Annotated in this window: 13 protein-coding genes; 3 read left to right on the top strand and 10 right to left on the bottom strand. The window is 74.3% G+C overall.

What is annotated here, in order from left to right; genetic code table 11:
* Window positions 1-3: 3 nt before the first annotated feature.
* A complete protein-coding gene (locus QSK00_RS10455; RefSeq protein WP_285590266.1) occupies window positions 4-1,386 on the bottom strand; it encodes an FAD-binding oxidoreductase in 1,383 nt (460 codons plus the stop codon).
* An 88-nt stretch (window positions 1,387-1,474) separates the two neighbouring features.
* On the opposite strand from QSK00_RS10455, the gene ligD reads away from it, so the two are divergent.
* Window positions 1,475-2,884 carry a non-homologous end-joining DNA ligase gene (ligD, locus tag QSK00_RS10450; protein ID WP_285590265.1) on the top strand — a complete coding sequence of 470 codons (1,410 nt, stop codon included), beginning with the start codon at window positions 1,475-1,477 and terminating at the stop codon, window positions 2,882-2,884.
* On the opposite strand, the gene QSK00_RS10445 is transcribed toward ligD, so the two are convergent.
* Window positions 2,881-3,423 carry a hypothetical protein gene (locus QSK00_RS10445; protein WP_285590262.1) on the bottom strand — a complete coding sequence of 181 codons (543 nt, stop codon included), beginning with the start codon at window positions 3,421-3,423 and terminating at the stop codon, window positions 2,881-2,883. The genes ligD and QSK00_RS10445 overlap by 4 nt on opposite strands.
* A 471-nt stretch (window positions 3,424-3,894) precedes the next feature.
* Here QSK00_RS10445 and QSK00_RS10440 point away from each other — a divergent pair, with 471 nt between their 5' ends.
* Window positions 3,895-4,689: a glycerophosphodiester phosphodiesterase family protein gene (locus tag QSK00_RS10440; RefSeq protein ID WP_285590260.1), complete on the top strand. Its 795-nt coding sequence runs from the start codon at window positions 3,895-3,897 to the stop codon at window positions 4,687-4,689.
* Between the two features lie 248 nt (window positions 4,690-4,937).
* Window positions 4,938-5,276, top strand: a complete 339-nt coding sequence (locus QSK00_RS10435; protein WP_018333474.1) for an RNA polymerase-binding protein RbpA — start codon at window positions 4,938-4,940, stop codon at window positions 5,274-5,276.
* Window positions 5,277-5,327: 51 nt separating this feature from the next.
* Here QSK00_RS10435 and QSK00_RS10430 read toward each other — a convergent pair whose 3' ends face one another.
* Genes QSK00_RS10430 through atzF form a run of 8 tightly spaced genes read right to left on the bottom strand, consistent with a single transcriptional unit; the run spans window position 5,328 to window position 13,736 of the window.
* Complete coding sequence (locus QSK00_RS10430) at window positions 5,328-6,128, bottom strand: polyprenol monophosphomannose synthase (protein WP_285590256.1); 801 nt, start codon at window positions 6,126-6,128, stop codon at window positions 5,328-5,330.
* On the bottom strand, window positions 6,125-7,738 hold the full coding sequence (lnt, locus tag QSK00_RS10425) for an apolipoprotein N-acyltransferase (RefSeq protein WP_285590254.1): 1,614 nt from the start codon (window positions 7,736-7,738) through the stop codon (window positions 6,125-6,127). The genes QSK00_RS10430 and lnt overlap by 4 nt, the downstream gene beginning before the upstream one ends.
* Window positions 7,732-8,841 (bottom strand): M24 family metallopeptidase, encoded by a 1,110-nt coding sequence (locus tag QSK00_RS10420; protein ID WP_285590252.1) that lies wholly within the window; start codon window positions 8,839-8,841, stop codon window positions 7,732-7,734. Before QSK00_RS10420 ends, lnt begins: the two co-directional genes overlap by 7 nt.
* 36 nt (window positions 8,842-8,877) lie before the next feature.
* Window positions 8,878-9,309 (bottom strand): AtzH-like domain-containing protein, encoded by a 432-nt coding sequence (locus QSK00_RS10415; protein WP_285590250.1) that lies wholly within the window; start codon window positions 9,307-9,309, stop codon window positions 8,878-8,880.
* Entirely contained in the window at window positions 9,306-10,982 is a 1,677-nt protein-coding gene (locus QSK00_RS10410; protein ID WP_285590248.1) for a regulator, read from the bottom strand. The genes QSK00_RS10415 and QSK00_RS10410 overlap by 4 nt, the downstream gene beginning before the upstream one ends.
* Complete coding sequence (locus tag QSK00_RS10405; protein ID WP_285590247.1) at window positions 10,979-11,665, bottom strand: cysteine hydrolase family protein; 687 nt, start codon at window positions 11,663-11,665, stop codon at window positions 10,979-10,981. The genes QSK00_RS10410 and QSK00_RS10405 overlap by 4 nt, the downstream gene beginning before the upstream one ends.
* A complete protein-coding gene (biuH, locus tag QSK00_RS10400) occupies window positions 11,662-12,402 on the bottom strand; it encodes a biuret amidohydrolase (protein ID WP_285590245.1) in 741 nt (246 codons plus the stop codon). Before biuH ends, QSK00_RS10405 begins: the two co-directional genes overlap by 4 nt.
* Window positions 12,399-13,736 (bottom strand): allophanate hydrolase, encoded by a 1,338-nt coding sequence (gene atzF / locus QSK00_RS10395; RefSeq protein WP_285590243.1) that lies wholly within the window; start codon window positions 13,734-13,736, stop codon window positions 12,399-12,401. Before atzF ends, biuH begins: the two co-directional genes overlap by 4 nt.
* Window positions 13,737-13,777 lie beyond the last annotated feature (41 nt).

The following is a 13,777-nucleotide window of genomic DNA, read 5'->3' as shown; positions in this document are numbered from 1 at the left end:
CTCCTACGAATTCGTCACGCACTTGGTGTAGAGGTCCGGCAGGCGTCCGGCGGGGTCGTAGCGGGCCTTGAGCGCCCGGTAGGCCGCGCCGCCGTAGAGCGCGTCGAACTCCTCGCGGGTGTAGCTCGCCGTCGAGTACAGCGACTTGTGCCCGTCGAGCTCCATCAACTTCCGCTCGATCAGCCGGTTGTGGTGATCGCGCGCCATCCCCGGCCGCAGCAGGGCATCAGACCAGAAACCGACGTTGACGTAGGTCCGGTGCGGCTCGAGGGGGTAGAGGGGCCAGGTGCGGTCGCCGCGCAGCTGCAGCGGGCAGACCCACACCGGACTGATGCCGATCTCACGGTGGAAGAAGTCGAGGAACTCCGCGAGGTGCTCCACCGGCACCTCGACGTCCTGGATGATCGGCTCGACCCCGCTCGCCCCGGTGGCCCGCATCTGGATCCGCTCGGAGAGCCCGTACCGGCGGTCGAGGGCCACGAGGCGTCGGTAGACGTCGCTGCGGCGGTAGCGCGACGGCCACACGCGGCGCACCAGCGGGTGCTGCACGCCCAGCGCCCGGGAGCACCAGAACCAGTCGGTGTCCCAACGCCACAGGTAGTCGTGGACGGACAGGAAGTCGGTGCTGCGCTGCTGGATCGAGCGGTAGTAGATGCCCTGACCGGTGTAGTCCGACAGGTACGGGGCCTCGTCGACGAACCGGCCGAGGGTCAGGTACTGCTCCCCGGCGGAGAAGACGGTGCCGTCGACGAGGTCGACCGGCTCGCCGTCGTGGCGGCGCTCCGCGGTGATGCGGGCCGTGGCGTCGGCCATCGAGGCGGCGTCGGCGAAGCGCAGGTGGCGCAGCGCCACGAACGGCCGTACCGGGGCGAGCTCGATCGTCAGCGCCACCGCGTAGCCGAGCGTCCCGTAGGAGTTGGCGAGCCCGGCGTGGAGGTCGGCGTGCTCGTTGTCGGGCGTCGCGTGCACGATCTCGCCGGCGCCGGTGAGGACGTCGGCGGCGAGCACGGACTCGTGGGGCAGGCCGTCGCGGAACGACGTCGACTCGATGCCGAGCCCCACCACCGCGCCGCCCAGGGTGATCGTCCTGAGCTGCGGGACGACCAGGGGCATGAGGCCGTGCGGCAGCGTCGCCGCGACGAGGTCCTCGTAGGTGGTCATGCCCCCGACGTCGGCAGTGCGGGCCGCCGGGTCGACGTGCAGGACGCGGTCCAGCCCGTCGACCTCGAGGCCGCCCGCGCCGTCCCGGAACCGGAAGAGGTTCGAGGTCTTCTTGTGCAGCCGCACCGGCGCGTCCGCGGGCAGCGCCGCGAGCCGCTCCCGGGCGGCGGTGACCGCCTGCTCGTGTGCCGTCGGGAACCCTGTCGTCGTGTTCGCCCGGCTCACGGCCCGGAGACTATGCCTGGTACGCACCACCGGCACCCGTGTTCGGGGTGGGATCCTTCACGGTGAGCCGACACGAGAGGTGGGGAGCATGGGCGAACTCCGGACCTATCGGGACAAACGGGACCCGGGCCGGACCCCGGAGCCGTTCGGTGAGGTCGGAGGCGCCGACACCGACGCGGGCGGCCGGTTCGTGATCCAGGAGCACCACGCGCGGCGGCTCCACTACGACGTCCGCCTCGAGCGCGGCGGCGTGCTCGTGTGCTGGGCGGTGCCGAAGGGGTTGCCGGACGGCCCCGGTGCGCCCCGCCTCGCCGTCCACACCGAGGACCACCCGCTCGAGTACCTCGACTTCCACGGCGAGATCCCGGCGGGCGAGTACGGGGGCGGGTCGATGACGATCTGGGACTCCGGCTCCTACGAGACCGAGAAGTGGACCGACGACGAGGTCGCGGTCGCCCTGCGTGGCGAGCGGACCGACGGCCGGTTCGTGTTCTTCCGCCCGAAGCGCACGGACGATGCGAAGGACTGGCTGGTGACCCGGAAGGCCGAGGCGACGGCCCGGCCGCCCCGGGACGTGCAGTCACCGCGCGTGTCGGTCGGGGGCCGCGCGCTGAAGCTGTCGAACCTCGACAAGGAGCTCTACCCCGGGACCCCGAAGAACGCGGTGATCGACTACTACGCGCGCGTCGCCGACACCCTGCTCCCCCACCTCGCCGGTCGGCCGCTGACGCTGCGTCGCTTCCCCGACGGCATCGACGGCGAGTCCTTCTACGAGAAGAACGCGGGCCGCAACGCCCCCGAGTGGCTGCGGACGGTCGTCGTCCCGACGCCGGGCTCCTCGCGGGGAGCCGACTCGGCCCGCTTCGTCGTCGTGGAGGAGCTCGCCACGCTGGTCTACCTGGCCAACCTCGCGGTGCTGGAGCTGCACGTGCCGCAGTGGCGGGTGGACGACGGCACCGGTACCGACGTCCCGCAGCCTCCCGACGAGCTCGTCTTCGACCTCGACCCGGGGCCCGGCACCGGGCTGCTCGAGTGCGCCCGCGTCGCGCGCCGGGTCCGGGACCGTCTGCACGACGACGGGCTCGCGCCGGTGGTGAAGACCAGCGGCTCCAAGGGCATGCAGATGACCGCCCCCGTCGTCGTGACCGATCCCGGGCGCACCTCGGAGTACGCGCGGGCGATCGCCCAGGAGCTGGCCCGGGAGACGCCGGACGACGTGACGGCGGTGATGGCCAAGGACCGCCGGGGCGGGCGGGTGTTCATCGACTGGTCCCAGAACAACACGGCCAAGACGACGGTGGCGCCGTACTCGCTGCGGGCACGGGCGGCGCACGGCGCGCCGACGGTCTCCACGCCGTTGACCTGGGACGAGGTCGAGGCGTGCGACGACGCCGACGCACTCGTGTTCTCCCCCGCCGCGGTGCTCGACCGCATCGCCGCGCACGGCGACCTGTACGCGGGTGCGCTCGCCGACGGGGTGGAGCTGCCGGAGGGCTAGAGGAGGCCGCCGACGGCCTTGCCGAGTCCGTTCACGGTGTTCCCGGCGCCCTTCACGAGCCCGGTCACCGGCCCGTCCTTCTTCTGGCTGCCGCCGCCGTCGTCGTCCGACGTCGACGGCTTCGACCCCGAGGTCGGCTTCGTCGCGCCGGTCGGCTTCGTGGCGCTCTTGCCCTCGTCCGTCGTGGTGCTCGTCGGCTTCGCGGGCGTCGTGACCGCGGCCGTGGTCGTGGGGGTCGCGGCACGCGGGGTGATCGTCGCAGGGGTCGGCGGCGGCGTCGGCCGTACCACGGCCGCGGGCTGCGGCACCGGCACGACGACGGGCGCTGCCGCAGGGGCGCCCGGCACGCCGAGGATGCCGCCCGTGGCCGGGTCGCCGACCTCGGTGGTGCCACGTCGGTCGGCGGACTGCCTGCCCTGGCCGCCGGCGCCGGACTGCCCGCCCTGCAGCGGGCCAGGGGCGCCGGCGGTGAAGGTGTCGACGGTGGGCAGCGGGTCGCCCGAGCGGTCGTTGGCCACCGCGGCGATCGCCACGGGCACGGCCGTGACCGCGGCGGCGACCGACAGGATCGCCAGGCCCCACCCGCGCAGCGGGCTGTCGGAGGCGGACCGTGCAGGCCCGACCGAACGGGCCGACCGGGCGGCCGGCCGGCGACGGTGCGTGGTCGCAGCGGCGGGCCCGTCGGGGGCTCCTGCCTCGTCGAGGTGGCGCTGTGCCCAGGAGGGAAGACCGGCGGGCTCCCCCGAACCCTCCGAGCGGCGATGCCGCGAGCCCGTCATTCGTCCCCCGAGTCCGAATCCTGGCCACCATCGATGACTCCGGGGACACTACTCCATGTGTACGTATCCCCCCAAGGTGGCGAGGGGGTGACCACTGATCTTCGTGCCGACGTCGTGATCACGCCGTGTCACGATCGTGATCGGCAACCGGGCTCACGCGCGCGCCCGGGCGACACGTCCGGGCCCTCGGGCCGACACCCGTCGGCCGCCCGGGTCGGGCAGACTGCGGCCGTGCTGCCGCTGGTCCGTTCCCACCCGTACCTCGCCGCCGCCCGACCGCGGGCCTTCGCCCACCGCGGGTGGCACGTCGGGGAGCTCGCGGGCCTCGAGAACACCCTGGCCGCGTTCACCCGCGCCCGCGAGGAGGGTTACGCCTACGTCGAGACCGACGTGCACGCCACCCGCGACGGCGTCCTCGTGGTCCACCACGACGCGACCCTGCGGCGCGTGGCCGGGCACCCCGGGGTGCTGCGCGCCCTGGACTGGCCCGACCTCGCCGACGTGCGGGTGCGGGGCCGGGAGCGCCTCCCCCGCCTGGAGGAGGTGCTCGAGGCCGAGCCGGGCCTGCGGTTCAACGTCGACATCAAGTCGCCCGGCTCCCTGCGCCCGATGCTCGCCCTGCTCGAGCGCGACGACGTCGCGGAGCGGGTCGCCGTGGCGAGCACCGACGAGGGCCGGCTGCGGGCGGTCCGGCAACGCTTCGGCGACCGGGTGGTCACCGGGGTCTCCGCCCGGGCGGCCCTCTCCCTGCGGGCCCGCTCCGTCCTGCCGGGCCCGCTCGCCCGGCGGGTGCCGGTCGGGGGCGACCTCGCCCAGCTGCCCACCCACTTCGGAGCCCTGTCGGTGATCGACCCGACGATGCTGGCGGCGGCGCACGCCCTCGGCGTCGAGGTGCACGTCTGGACGATCGACCGGCCGTCGGAGATGCACCGCCTGCTCGACCTCGGCGTGGACGGCCTGATGACCGACCGGCCCGACCTGCTCCGCGAGGTCCTCGCGGTCCGGGGCGAGTGGCCCGGGAGCTGACCGACCGACGGGCCGCGCGCGACCCGGTCGCGGCCCGTGCGGTGTGACGTCCCCGGGCGACGGGTAACACCGAGATGAACACATCGATGTGTGCCAGGGGTCGCGAACCGTCGCACGGGCCGGCGTGAGACGGGTCACGACCACGTGTCCGACGGGTGTCGTGGGAACGAACACGGCGGGCACCGCGTTGGGACCTGGGTCGCCCCCGTGGAGGGCGAACGCACGCAGTCGAGGAAAGGACAGCACTCATGGCCGACCGCGTCCTCCGTGGCAGCCGCCTCGGAGCCGTCAGCTACGAGACCGACCGCGACCACGACCTCGCCCCGCGCCGCGCCTTCGCCTACCGCTGCCCCAAGGGACACGACTTCGAGGTCCCGTTCTCCGACGACGCCGAGGCCCCCGTCACCTGGGAATGCCGCCTCCACGGCGAGGAGGGCAAGCGGATCGACGGCACGGAGCCCGAGCAGAAGAAGGTCAAGCCGCCCCGCACCCACTGGGACATGCTGCTCGAGCGTCGCTCGGAGCCCGAGCTCCAGGAGCTGCTGGAGGAGCGTCTCGACCTCCTCAAGGAGCGTCGCGGAGCCTGATCGCGCCCGGTACGACACCTGGCCCCGCCACCGTCCGGTGGCGGGGCCGTGTCATCTCCGGGCCCCCCGGGCGAGGCGGTCCCGCACGGCCCACGCCGTGATCCGCCAGAGCGCCTCGCGGACGACGGCCCCGCTCATCTTCGAGGCGCCCGCGCAGCGCTCGGTGAACACGATCGGCACCTCGCGCACGGTGTGGCCCGCCCGCTGGACGCGGAACGCCAGGTCGACCTGGAAGCAGTAGCCCTGCGAGGACACCGGGCTGGCCGTCACCTCCTCCAGCACCGTGCGCCGGAACAGCCGGAAGCCGCCGGTCACGTCGCGGACCGGGAGCCGCAGGGCCCGCCGCGAGTACACGTTCGCCGAGCGGGAGAGCGCGTTGCGGTACCAGGGCCAGTTCACCACCCGCCCGCCCGGCACGTAGCGCGAGCCCAGCACGAGGTCGGCGCCCTCGGTCCGCGCCGCGGCCAGCAGCGCGGGGAGGTCCTCGGGGGCATGCGAACCGTCGGCGTCCATCTGGACGATCCAGCCGACGTCCTCGGCTGCATGCGTCGCCATGACGTGGGCGAACGCGTCGACGTAGGCGGCGCCGAGGCCCCGCTTGGGGCGGTGGTGGAGCACCGCCACCCGGGGGTCGCGCGACGCGAGTCCGTCGGCGAGCTCGCCGGTGCCGTCGGGGCTCCCGTCGTCGACGACGAGGAGCCGCACCGCCGGCACGGTGTCCAGCACCCGTTCGACGAGGCCGGGCAGGTTCTCCCGCTCGTCGTAGGTCGGCACCACGACGAGCACCCCACTGCCGTCGGGTGCCGGTCCCGCCGTCTGCACCGGGATCTCCTGCGACCGCGACGCGCTCATGCTGCTCCAGCCTCCCGTCGCCGCCCACGGAGGACACCCCCGACGACGACCGCCGCCACCCCGAGCCCGGCCAGCACCCACTCGGGGCCCGCCCCCAGCCGGGTGGCCAGGGTAGTCGTGGTGCGCAGCGGAACCGCGTCGACCAACACGCCCGGAGTGAAGAGTTCACCGGTCCGGTCGAGCACGGTGCCGTCCGGCGCGATGATCGCGCTCTGCCCGCTGGTCGCCGCGATCACCACGGCGCGGTCGTGCTCCACCGCGCGCAGCCGGCTCATCCCCTGCTGCTGGTAGGTCATGTTCGTGTAGCCGAACGTGGCGTTGTTGGTCGGGACCGTGAGCAGGTCGGCGCCGGCGGTGACCGCGTCGCGGACGTCGTCGTCGAACACCACCTCGTAGCAGGTCGCGACGCCGAGCCGGGCGGGCCCGGCGTCGAGCACGGGGGCGCCGGTGCCGGGCTCGAAGTCCGTCACCCGGGCCACGTCGGACGAGAACACCGACGCGAGGCCGCGGATCGGGATGTACTCCCCGAACGGCAGCAGGTGCCGCTTCACGTACTGGTCGGTGGGACCGATCCGCGGGGTCCACACCACCGCGGCGTTGCGCGGGCCCTGCACGATCGTGCCGTCGGTGTCCCGTGTCCCCTGGAGCACCGCTCCGACCACCACCGGCGCACCGATCTCGTCGGTGACCGCCTGGATCTCGGCGCCCGCGTCGGGGTTGCGGAACGGGTCGATGTCCGAGGAGTTCTCCGGCCAGATCACGAGGTCCGGACGGGGGCTCTGCCCGGCCGCGACCCGCGCGGCGAGCAGCTGCGTCTCCCGCACGTGGTTGTCCAGCACGGCCCGCCGTTGGCTCGCGAAGTCCAGCCCCGCGCGGGGGACGTTGCCCTGCACCGCGGCCACGGTGATGGTCCGGTCCCCCGGCGCGGTGGCCGGATGGGCCGGGACGGCGAGCCCGACGACGGGGCCGACGAGGACCGCGAGGACCGCTCCGGAGAGCGGCAGGACCCGCCGTCGGGAACGGAGGGAGCGCAGGAGCGCCCAGAGCCCGGCGCCGGAGAGGACCACCGCGAAGCTCACGAGTGGCGCGCCGCCCAGCGAGGCGAGCTTCGCGTAGGCGCCGCCCGCCTGCCCGAACGCGAGCTTGGACCAGGGGAAGCCCCCGAACGGCTCCCGTTCGATCAGGGCCTCCCCCGCCACCCACAGACCCGCGATCCACACCGGGGCGCCGGGCAGGCGGGCGACGAGCGGGACGAACGCGAGCGGGATCGCGGCGGCCAGCACCACGACGAGCAGCGCGAACAGCCAGACCGGGCCGACGTAGGTCCCGGTCCACGACAGCAGCGGGTACTGGTACGCGACCGCGCCGAGGGCGCCCCAGCCGAGCGCGCCCTTCCACGACCGGTCCGCGACCGCGGCGACGAGCAGCGCGATCCCCATCGGCGCCGCCCACCACCAGCCCACCGGCGGGAACGACGCGTAGAGGGCCAGCCCGGCGACGACGGCCGCGGCCGCGCGGAGGAGCGTGGCGGCCCTACCGCTGAGCGAAGGGCCCCTCCGTTCGGGTAGATCGCGCGAAGGAGCCCTTCGCTCGGAACCGGACCTCAGCACGACAGGAGCTCGTGCGGCCGCGTGTTGACCGCCTCGCAGCCCTCCTCGGTGACCACGACGATGTCCTCGATCCGGGCGCCCCAGCGACCGTCGAAGTAGATGCCCGGCTCGATCGAGAACGCCATGCCGGGCTCGAGGGTCAGCCCGTTGCCCGCCACGATGTAGGGCTCCTCGTGCACCTCGAGCCCGATCCCGTGGCCCGTGCGGTGCACGAAGTTCTCGCCGAACCCGGCGTCGCGGATGATCGCGCGGGCGGCCTCGTCGACGCTCTCGGCGCTCACCCCCGGGCGCGCGGCCGCGACGGCGGCGGCCTGGGCGCGCTGCAGCACCGCGTAGGCCGCCACGATCTCGTCGGTGGCGCCGCCGACGACGTAGGTGCGGGTGCAGTCGGAGTTGTAGCCCTCGGGCAACGGGCCGCCGATGTCGACGACCACCACGTCGCCGGTCTCGATGACCCGGTTGGAGACCTCGTGGTGCGGGCTCGCGCCGTTCGGGCCGGAGCCGACGATCACGAAGGCGGCCTCGGCGTGCCCGGCCTCGACGATCGCCGCGGTGATGTCCGCGCCGACCTCGGCCTCGGTGCGCCCGGCCCGCAGCAGGCCGGGGACCTGCTCGTGCACGGCGTCGATCGCGGCGCCGGCCCGGCGCAGGTACTCGACCTCCGCGGGGTCCTTGCGCATCCGGAGCTCGCGCAGCACCGGCGTGGCGAGCTCCTGGGTGGCCAGCGGCAGGGCGTCACGCAGGCCGAGGACGTGCAGCGCCGGCATGTCGGAGGCGACCGCGACCCGCTTGACGCCGTCGAGGCAGGCCGCGACCAGGCCGTGCGGGTCCTCGCCGTCGACCCAGTCGAGGACCCGGATCCCGGCCTGGTCGACCCCGCTGCCGTCCAGTCCCGGCCGCTCCAGGCGCGGCACGACGAACGCGGCCTCGTCCCGGGTCGGCAGCACGAGCGCCGACAGGCGCTCGTGGGAGTGCTTGACGACCCCGGCGAGGTACTGCAGGTCCGGACCCGGGGTGACGACCAGCGCGTCGACGCCGGCGTCCGCGGCGAGCCGGCGGGCACGGTCGAGGCGGGCGGTGACCTGGTCGGCGAGCGGAGCCATGGTCGGAGCCTAACCGCCGCGACGGTGCCGTCCCGGTCAGTGCCCGGGGATCTCCGAGACGTGCGCGGCGACGATCCGCCACCCCGCCCGGGTCCGCGCCCAGGTCTGCGTCTGGCGTCCCTCGGCCCCGGACCCCGGGTACGTGAACAGGGTGCTGACGACGGCGGCGTCTGGGCCGATCGGCAGCACGACGGTCCCGGAGAGCCGGCGGCCCGGCGGCACCCCGGGGTGCTCCGCCCGCCACGCCGCGATCTCCGCGGCGCCCTGCTGGCGGTCGGCGACCCCGTAGCGCACGCAACGCGCGTCGTCCCAGAACAACTCGGTCAGCGTCGCGACGTCGGCCTCGCGCAGCGCGCGCTCGTACCGGGCGAACACCGCGGCCACCTCGGCGGCGACGACCTCGTCGTCCAGGGCCGCCCCGGACGACGCGGTCGGCCTCGTCGGTCTCGTTCCCGGCGGCACGGTCACGCGGGCTCCGCGGGCGCCCGCTCGCGGGACACCGCGGGCTCGATCGGCTCGGCGGGCTCGGCGGTTTCGGCCTCCCCGGTGGACTTGATGGACGCTGCGGATCCGGTGGCCTCCGGAGCAGCGCCCGAGCCGCCGTCGTGGGCCCGGCGGTGCACGAACCCGAAGCCGAGCAGGATGATCCCGGCGAACAGGTAGCCCAGGGCGATCTGCCCGCCGACGCCCCAGCCCACCGACTCGGCGTGGATGAGCCCGACGAAGCCGAGCACCGCGCCCGCGAGGGCGTAGGCCGCCGCCGCGAAGAACTGCTTGTCGATGATGAACGCGGTGATCGACCCGAGCACGAGCCCGGCGAGGATCGCGCCACCGCCGAGCAGGGCCGTGCCGTGATAGACGAGGCCGGCGTTCGACAGGGCACCCTCCCCCACCCGCTCGGCCGTGGTGCCGGCCGCGTCGAGGGCGTTGTCCATGAGGCCGGTGGCCCAGGACGCGATGTTGGGGATGATCGCGAAGACCACGGCGACGGCGTGTCGCGACGGCGTCTCGCGGAAGGCCTGGGCGCCGATGAGCAGCCCGATGTACAGCAGGATCGGCACGATCGCCGGGAGCGGCAGCAGGGCCCCCAGCAGCGAGAACATCCCGAGGAAGCACAGCAGGGCGATCACGACGCCGGACGCGAGCGAGTAGGTGGTGCGCCCGCCCGCCGACTTCCATCCGGGGTGGCCGATGTAGACCGCCGGCGGGAACGGGCAGCCGAGGGCCGACCCGACGACGGCCCCGGCGCCGTCGGCGAGCAGTACCGAGCGCAGGTTGTACTCGTCGCCGGCGACCGCGGCGGACTCCACGTTCGTCATGCCCTCGGTGAAGTTGTAGATGCCGAGCGGGATCGCGGTCGCGAGCAGCGGGGCGACGTCGACGAGACCCGCTCCGAGTCGGCCGAGGTCGATCGACGGCAACGAGACGGAGACGTCCTGCGCGGCGGTGACCACCTCGGGCACCGACATGTACCCGCCGATCCAGCCGATCGCGGTACCGACCAGCAGGGCCGCGAGCCCCACCGGGATGTTCCCCGGCAGGCGCAGGTCGGTGAAGAACCCGATCAGGATGATCACCATGACCGGCAGCGCGATCCACAGCGCCGTGAACATCTGCGCGGCGGGCCGCATCGAGATGAACGCGATGGAGACGCCCGCGAGGGTGCCGAGCATCGCCGCCTGCGGGGTGTAGCGGCGGATGTACGGCCCGACGAAGGCGCCGAGCAGCACGATCAGCCCGATGATGAAGCACCACGCGAGCCCGGCGGCCCACGCCACGAGCGGGTTCCCGGTGGTCAGCGCGATCGGCAGCATGATCACGAAGACGACGATGAACATGTGCGGCACCGAGGGGCCGTAGGGCATCGCGCAGACGTCGTCGCGGCCCTCGCGACGGGCGAGGCGCCGCGCGAGCCAGGTGTAGTACACGTTGCCCAGCAGCAGCTGCACGCCCAGCGCCGGGAGGATCACCCCGAACACCTCGGCGCCCGGGATCTTCACGACGCCGACGCAGAGCGACGAGAGCACGAGCACGTTGACCAGGGTGTTGAACCCGAGTCCGAAGAAGGCGTTGGTGTCCCCGGCCACCCACCAGGGCAGGCGGGTCCGCTCGCTGCTGGACGAGCTGGTCGACGTGCTCATGACGGGGTCCCTTCGAGGGCGGGGGCGGGCAGCACGGCGAGCAGGGCCTCCGAGGGCGCGACCCAGCCGAAGATGCCGCCCTGGGCGGCGATCATGGCGAGGCCGACCCGCTGGAACTCGGGGAAGTAGGAGCCGACGCAGTCGGACAGGACGAGGCACTCGTAGCCGCGGTCGTTGGCCTCGCGGACGGTGGTGTGCACGCACACCTCGGTGGTCACGCCGGTGACCACGAGCCGGGTGATCCCCCGCGCCTCGAGCTCCTCCCGCAGCGCCGTGCCGTGGAAGGAGCCCTTCCCGGGCTTGTCGATGACCAGCTCGCCCGGCGCGGGGGTGAGCTCGTCGACGATGTCGTGGCCGTACTCGCCCCGGACGAGGATGCGGCCCTTCGGCCCGGGGTCGCCGATCCGCAACGACGGGGACCCGCGGTGCAGCTTCGCGGGCGGGCAGTCCGAGAGGTCCGGGACGTGCCCCTCGCGGGTGTGCACGACCGTCATCCCGAGCGCGCGGGCGGTCGCGAGGACCCGTTGCAGCGGCGGGATGACGCCGCGCAGCAGCGACACGTCGTTGCCGAGGGTCTCGCCGAAACCGCCCGGTTCGCAGAAGTCGCGCTGCATGTCGATGATGACGAGCGCCGTCGTCGCGACGTCGAACTCGAAGTCGCCCGGGTCCGCGGTGACCTTCACGACCGCACCCCCGCGAGCACGGCGTCCGACGTCGCGACCGCCCCGAACACCCCGCCCTGCATGGTCACCATGTGCAGCGCCGCGGTGTGGTTGGCCGGGTCGGTCGCCCCGGTGGCGTCGGAGAGGATCAGGCACTCCAGGCCGCGGTCGTTGGCCTCCCGCATCGTCGTGTGCACGCACACGTCGGTCGTGATGCCGGTGAGGATCAGGTGCGTGATGCCGTGGGTGCGGAGCACCAGGTCGAGCTGGGTCGCGTAGAACGCGCCCTTGCCCGGCTTGTCGATCAGGACCTCGCCCGGCCACGGCGCGACCTCGGGCACGATCTCCCAGCCCGGCTCGCCCCGGACCAGGATGCGGCCCGTCGGGCCGGCGCTGCCGATCTCCGCGCCGATCTGCGCCGAGCGCCACCGCTTGTTCGCGGGCAGGTCGGACAGGTCGGGCGCGTGCCCCTCCCGGGTGTGGACGACGAGCATCCCGGTCTCCCGGGCGAGCGCGAGCATCCGTGCGGTGGGTCCGAGCCCCGCGCGGGTGAGGGCGATGTCGTAGCCCATGCGGTCGACGTAACCGCCGGGCCCGCAGAAGTCGATCTGCCAGTCGATGCAGATCAGGGCCACGCGGCCGGTGGGCACGGACCCGTCGAAGGGCCAGGCGTACGGCGCCGCGTCGACCGGGCCGATCACGGCCGGTCGGGGGACCGGGGGCGCGGTTCCCGTCGTGGGAAGGGAGTCGGTCGTCACGGGGCCTCCTGGATCGGCGGGTTCAGGGCGGGCAGCAGCGTGCGGGCGGCGGCGAGCAGGGCGCGGTCCGCGTGGGCGGGGCCGAGGAGCGTCACCCCGACGGGGCGACCGTCGGGGGTCGTCCCGGCCGGCAGGGCGAGTGCCGCGAGGTCGAGCAGGTTGGTGGCCTGGGTCCACCGGCCGAGCACGAGGTTGCGGGCCACGGGCTCGGCCGCGAGGTCGGCGCGGGTGAAGGTCGTGGGCACGGTCGGGAGCAGGAGCAGGTCGGCGCGCTCGAAGAGCCGGGCCGTCCACGCCCGCAGCTCCTGCAGCCGGTGGCGGGCGCGGAACGTGTCGACGGCGCTGAACTCCGCGCCCCGGGCGATGACGGTGCGGATCACGGGGAGTACCTCGTCGGGGTGCGCGTCGGCGAACTCCGCCAGGGCGGCGAGCCGCTCGGCCGCCCACGGCCCGCCGTAGAGCAGGTCGCCCGCCTCGCGCAGCGGTCCGGTCGGGGTCTCGACGACCGCCCCGGCCGTCGCTCCCGCGCGGAGCACCGCCGTCGCGAACGCCGCGGCCGTCGCGTGGTCGCCGGCGAACGCGTCGGCGACGTCGAGGTCGCCGGGCACGGCCAGCACCGGCCGGGCCACGGGCGCTGCCGGGCGGTGACGGCGCGACCAGGGGTCCGCCGGGTCGGGCCCGACGAGGACGTCGAGGGCCCGGGCGGCATCGTCGAGCTCGCGGGCGAAGACGCTGACGCAGTCGAGCGACCGGCAGGCGGGCACCACCCCGGAGGTCCCGACGATGCCGCGCGTCGGCTTGAGTCCGAGGATCCCGTTGAGGGCGGCCGGGACCCGGCCCGAGCCCGCGGTGTCGGTGCCGAGCGCGAGCGGGACGACGCCGGCGGCGACCGCCACGGCGCTGCCCGAGCTCGACCCCCCGGAGATCAGGTCCCCGCCGAACACGCTCTCGGGGGCGCCGTAGGGCGAGCGGCCGCCGTTGAGCCCGGTGGCGAACTGGTCGAGGTTGGTCTTCCCGACGATGATCGCGCCGGCCTCGCGGAGCCGCCGGACCGCGCCCGCGTCGGTGTCGGCACGGCGGGCGAAGGCCGGGCAGGCGGCGGTGGTCGGCAGGCCCGCGACGTCGATGTTGTCCTTCACCGCCACGGGTACGCCGTGCAGCGGGCCCCGCTCCCCCGGTGCCACGGCCTCCAGCTCGGTGGCCCGGGCGAGCAGAGCGTGCCGGTCGGCGACCGTGATCCACACCCCGTCGTCGCCCCGGTCGGCGATCCGTGCCAGGACGGCCTCCACGGTGTCCGCGGGGCGCGTCCCGGGGGTGAGGGCGGTGCTCGGCATACGGTCGATTGTCGACCGTTTGATGTCGGCGGTCTGCCCGC

It is taken from the genome of Actinomycetospora sp. NBRC 106378, from assembly GCF_030269685.1.
Classification (GTDB): Bacteria; Actinomycetota; Actinomycetes; order Mycobacteriales; family Pseudonocardiaceae; genus Actinomycetospora.
Note: the sequence above shows the minus strand (reverse complement) of the source record. Positions and strands in the feature narration are given on the sequence as shown.

What these genes read in the sequence shown, in the direction of transcription:
- ligD (WP_285590265.1), top strand. Translation starts at nt 1,475, where the DNA reads ATGGGCGAACTCCGGACCTATCGGGACAAACGGGACCCGGGCCGGACC.
- QSK00_RS10435 (WP_018333474.1), top strand. Translation starts at nt 4,938, where the DNA reads ATGGCCGACCGCGTCCTCCGTGGCAGCCGCCTCGGAGCCGTCAGCTAC.
- QSK00_RS10430 (WP_285590256.1), bottom strand. Translation starts at nt 6,128, where the DNA reads ATGAGCGCGTCGCGGTCGCAGGAGATCCCGGTGCAGACGGCGGGACCG.
- QSK00_RS10420 (WP_285590252.1), bottom strand. Translation starts at nt 8,841, where the DNA reads ATGGCTCCGCTCGCCGACCAGGTCACCGCCCGCCTCGACCGTGCCCGC.
- QSK00_RS10410 (WP_285590248.1), bottom strand. Translation starts at nt 10,982, where the DNA reads ATGAGCACGTCGACCAGCTCGTCCAGCAGCGAGCGGACCCGCCTGCCC.
- atzF (WP_285590243.1), bottom strand. Translation starts at nt 13,736, where the DNA reads ATGCCGAGCACCGCCCTCACCCCCGGGACGCGCCCCGCGGACACCGTG.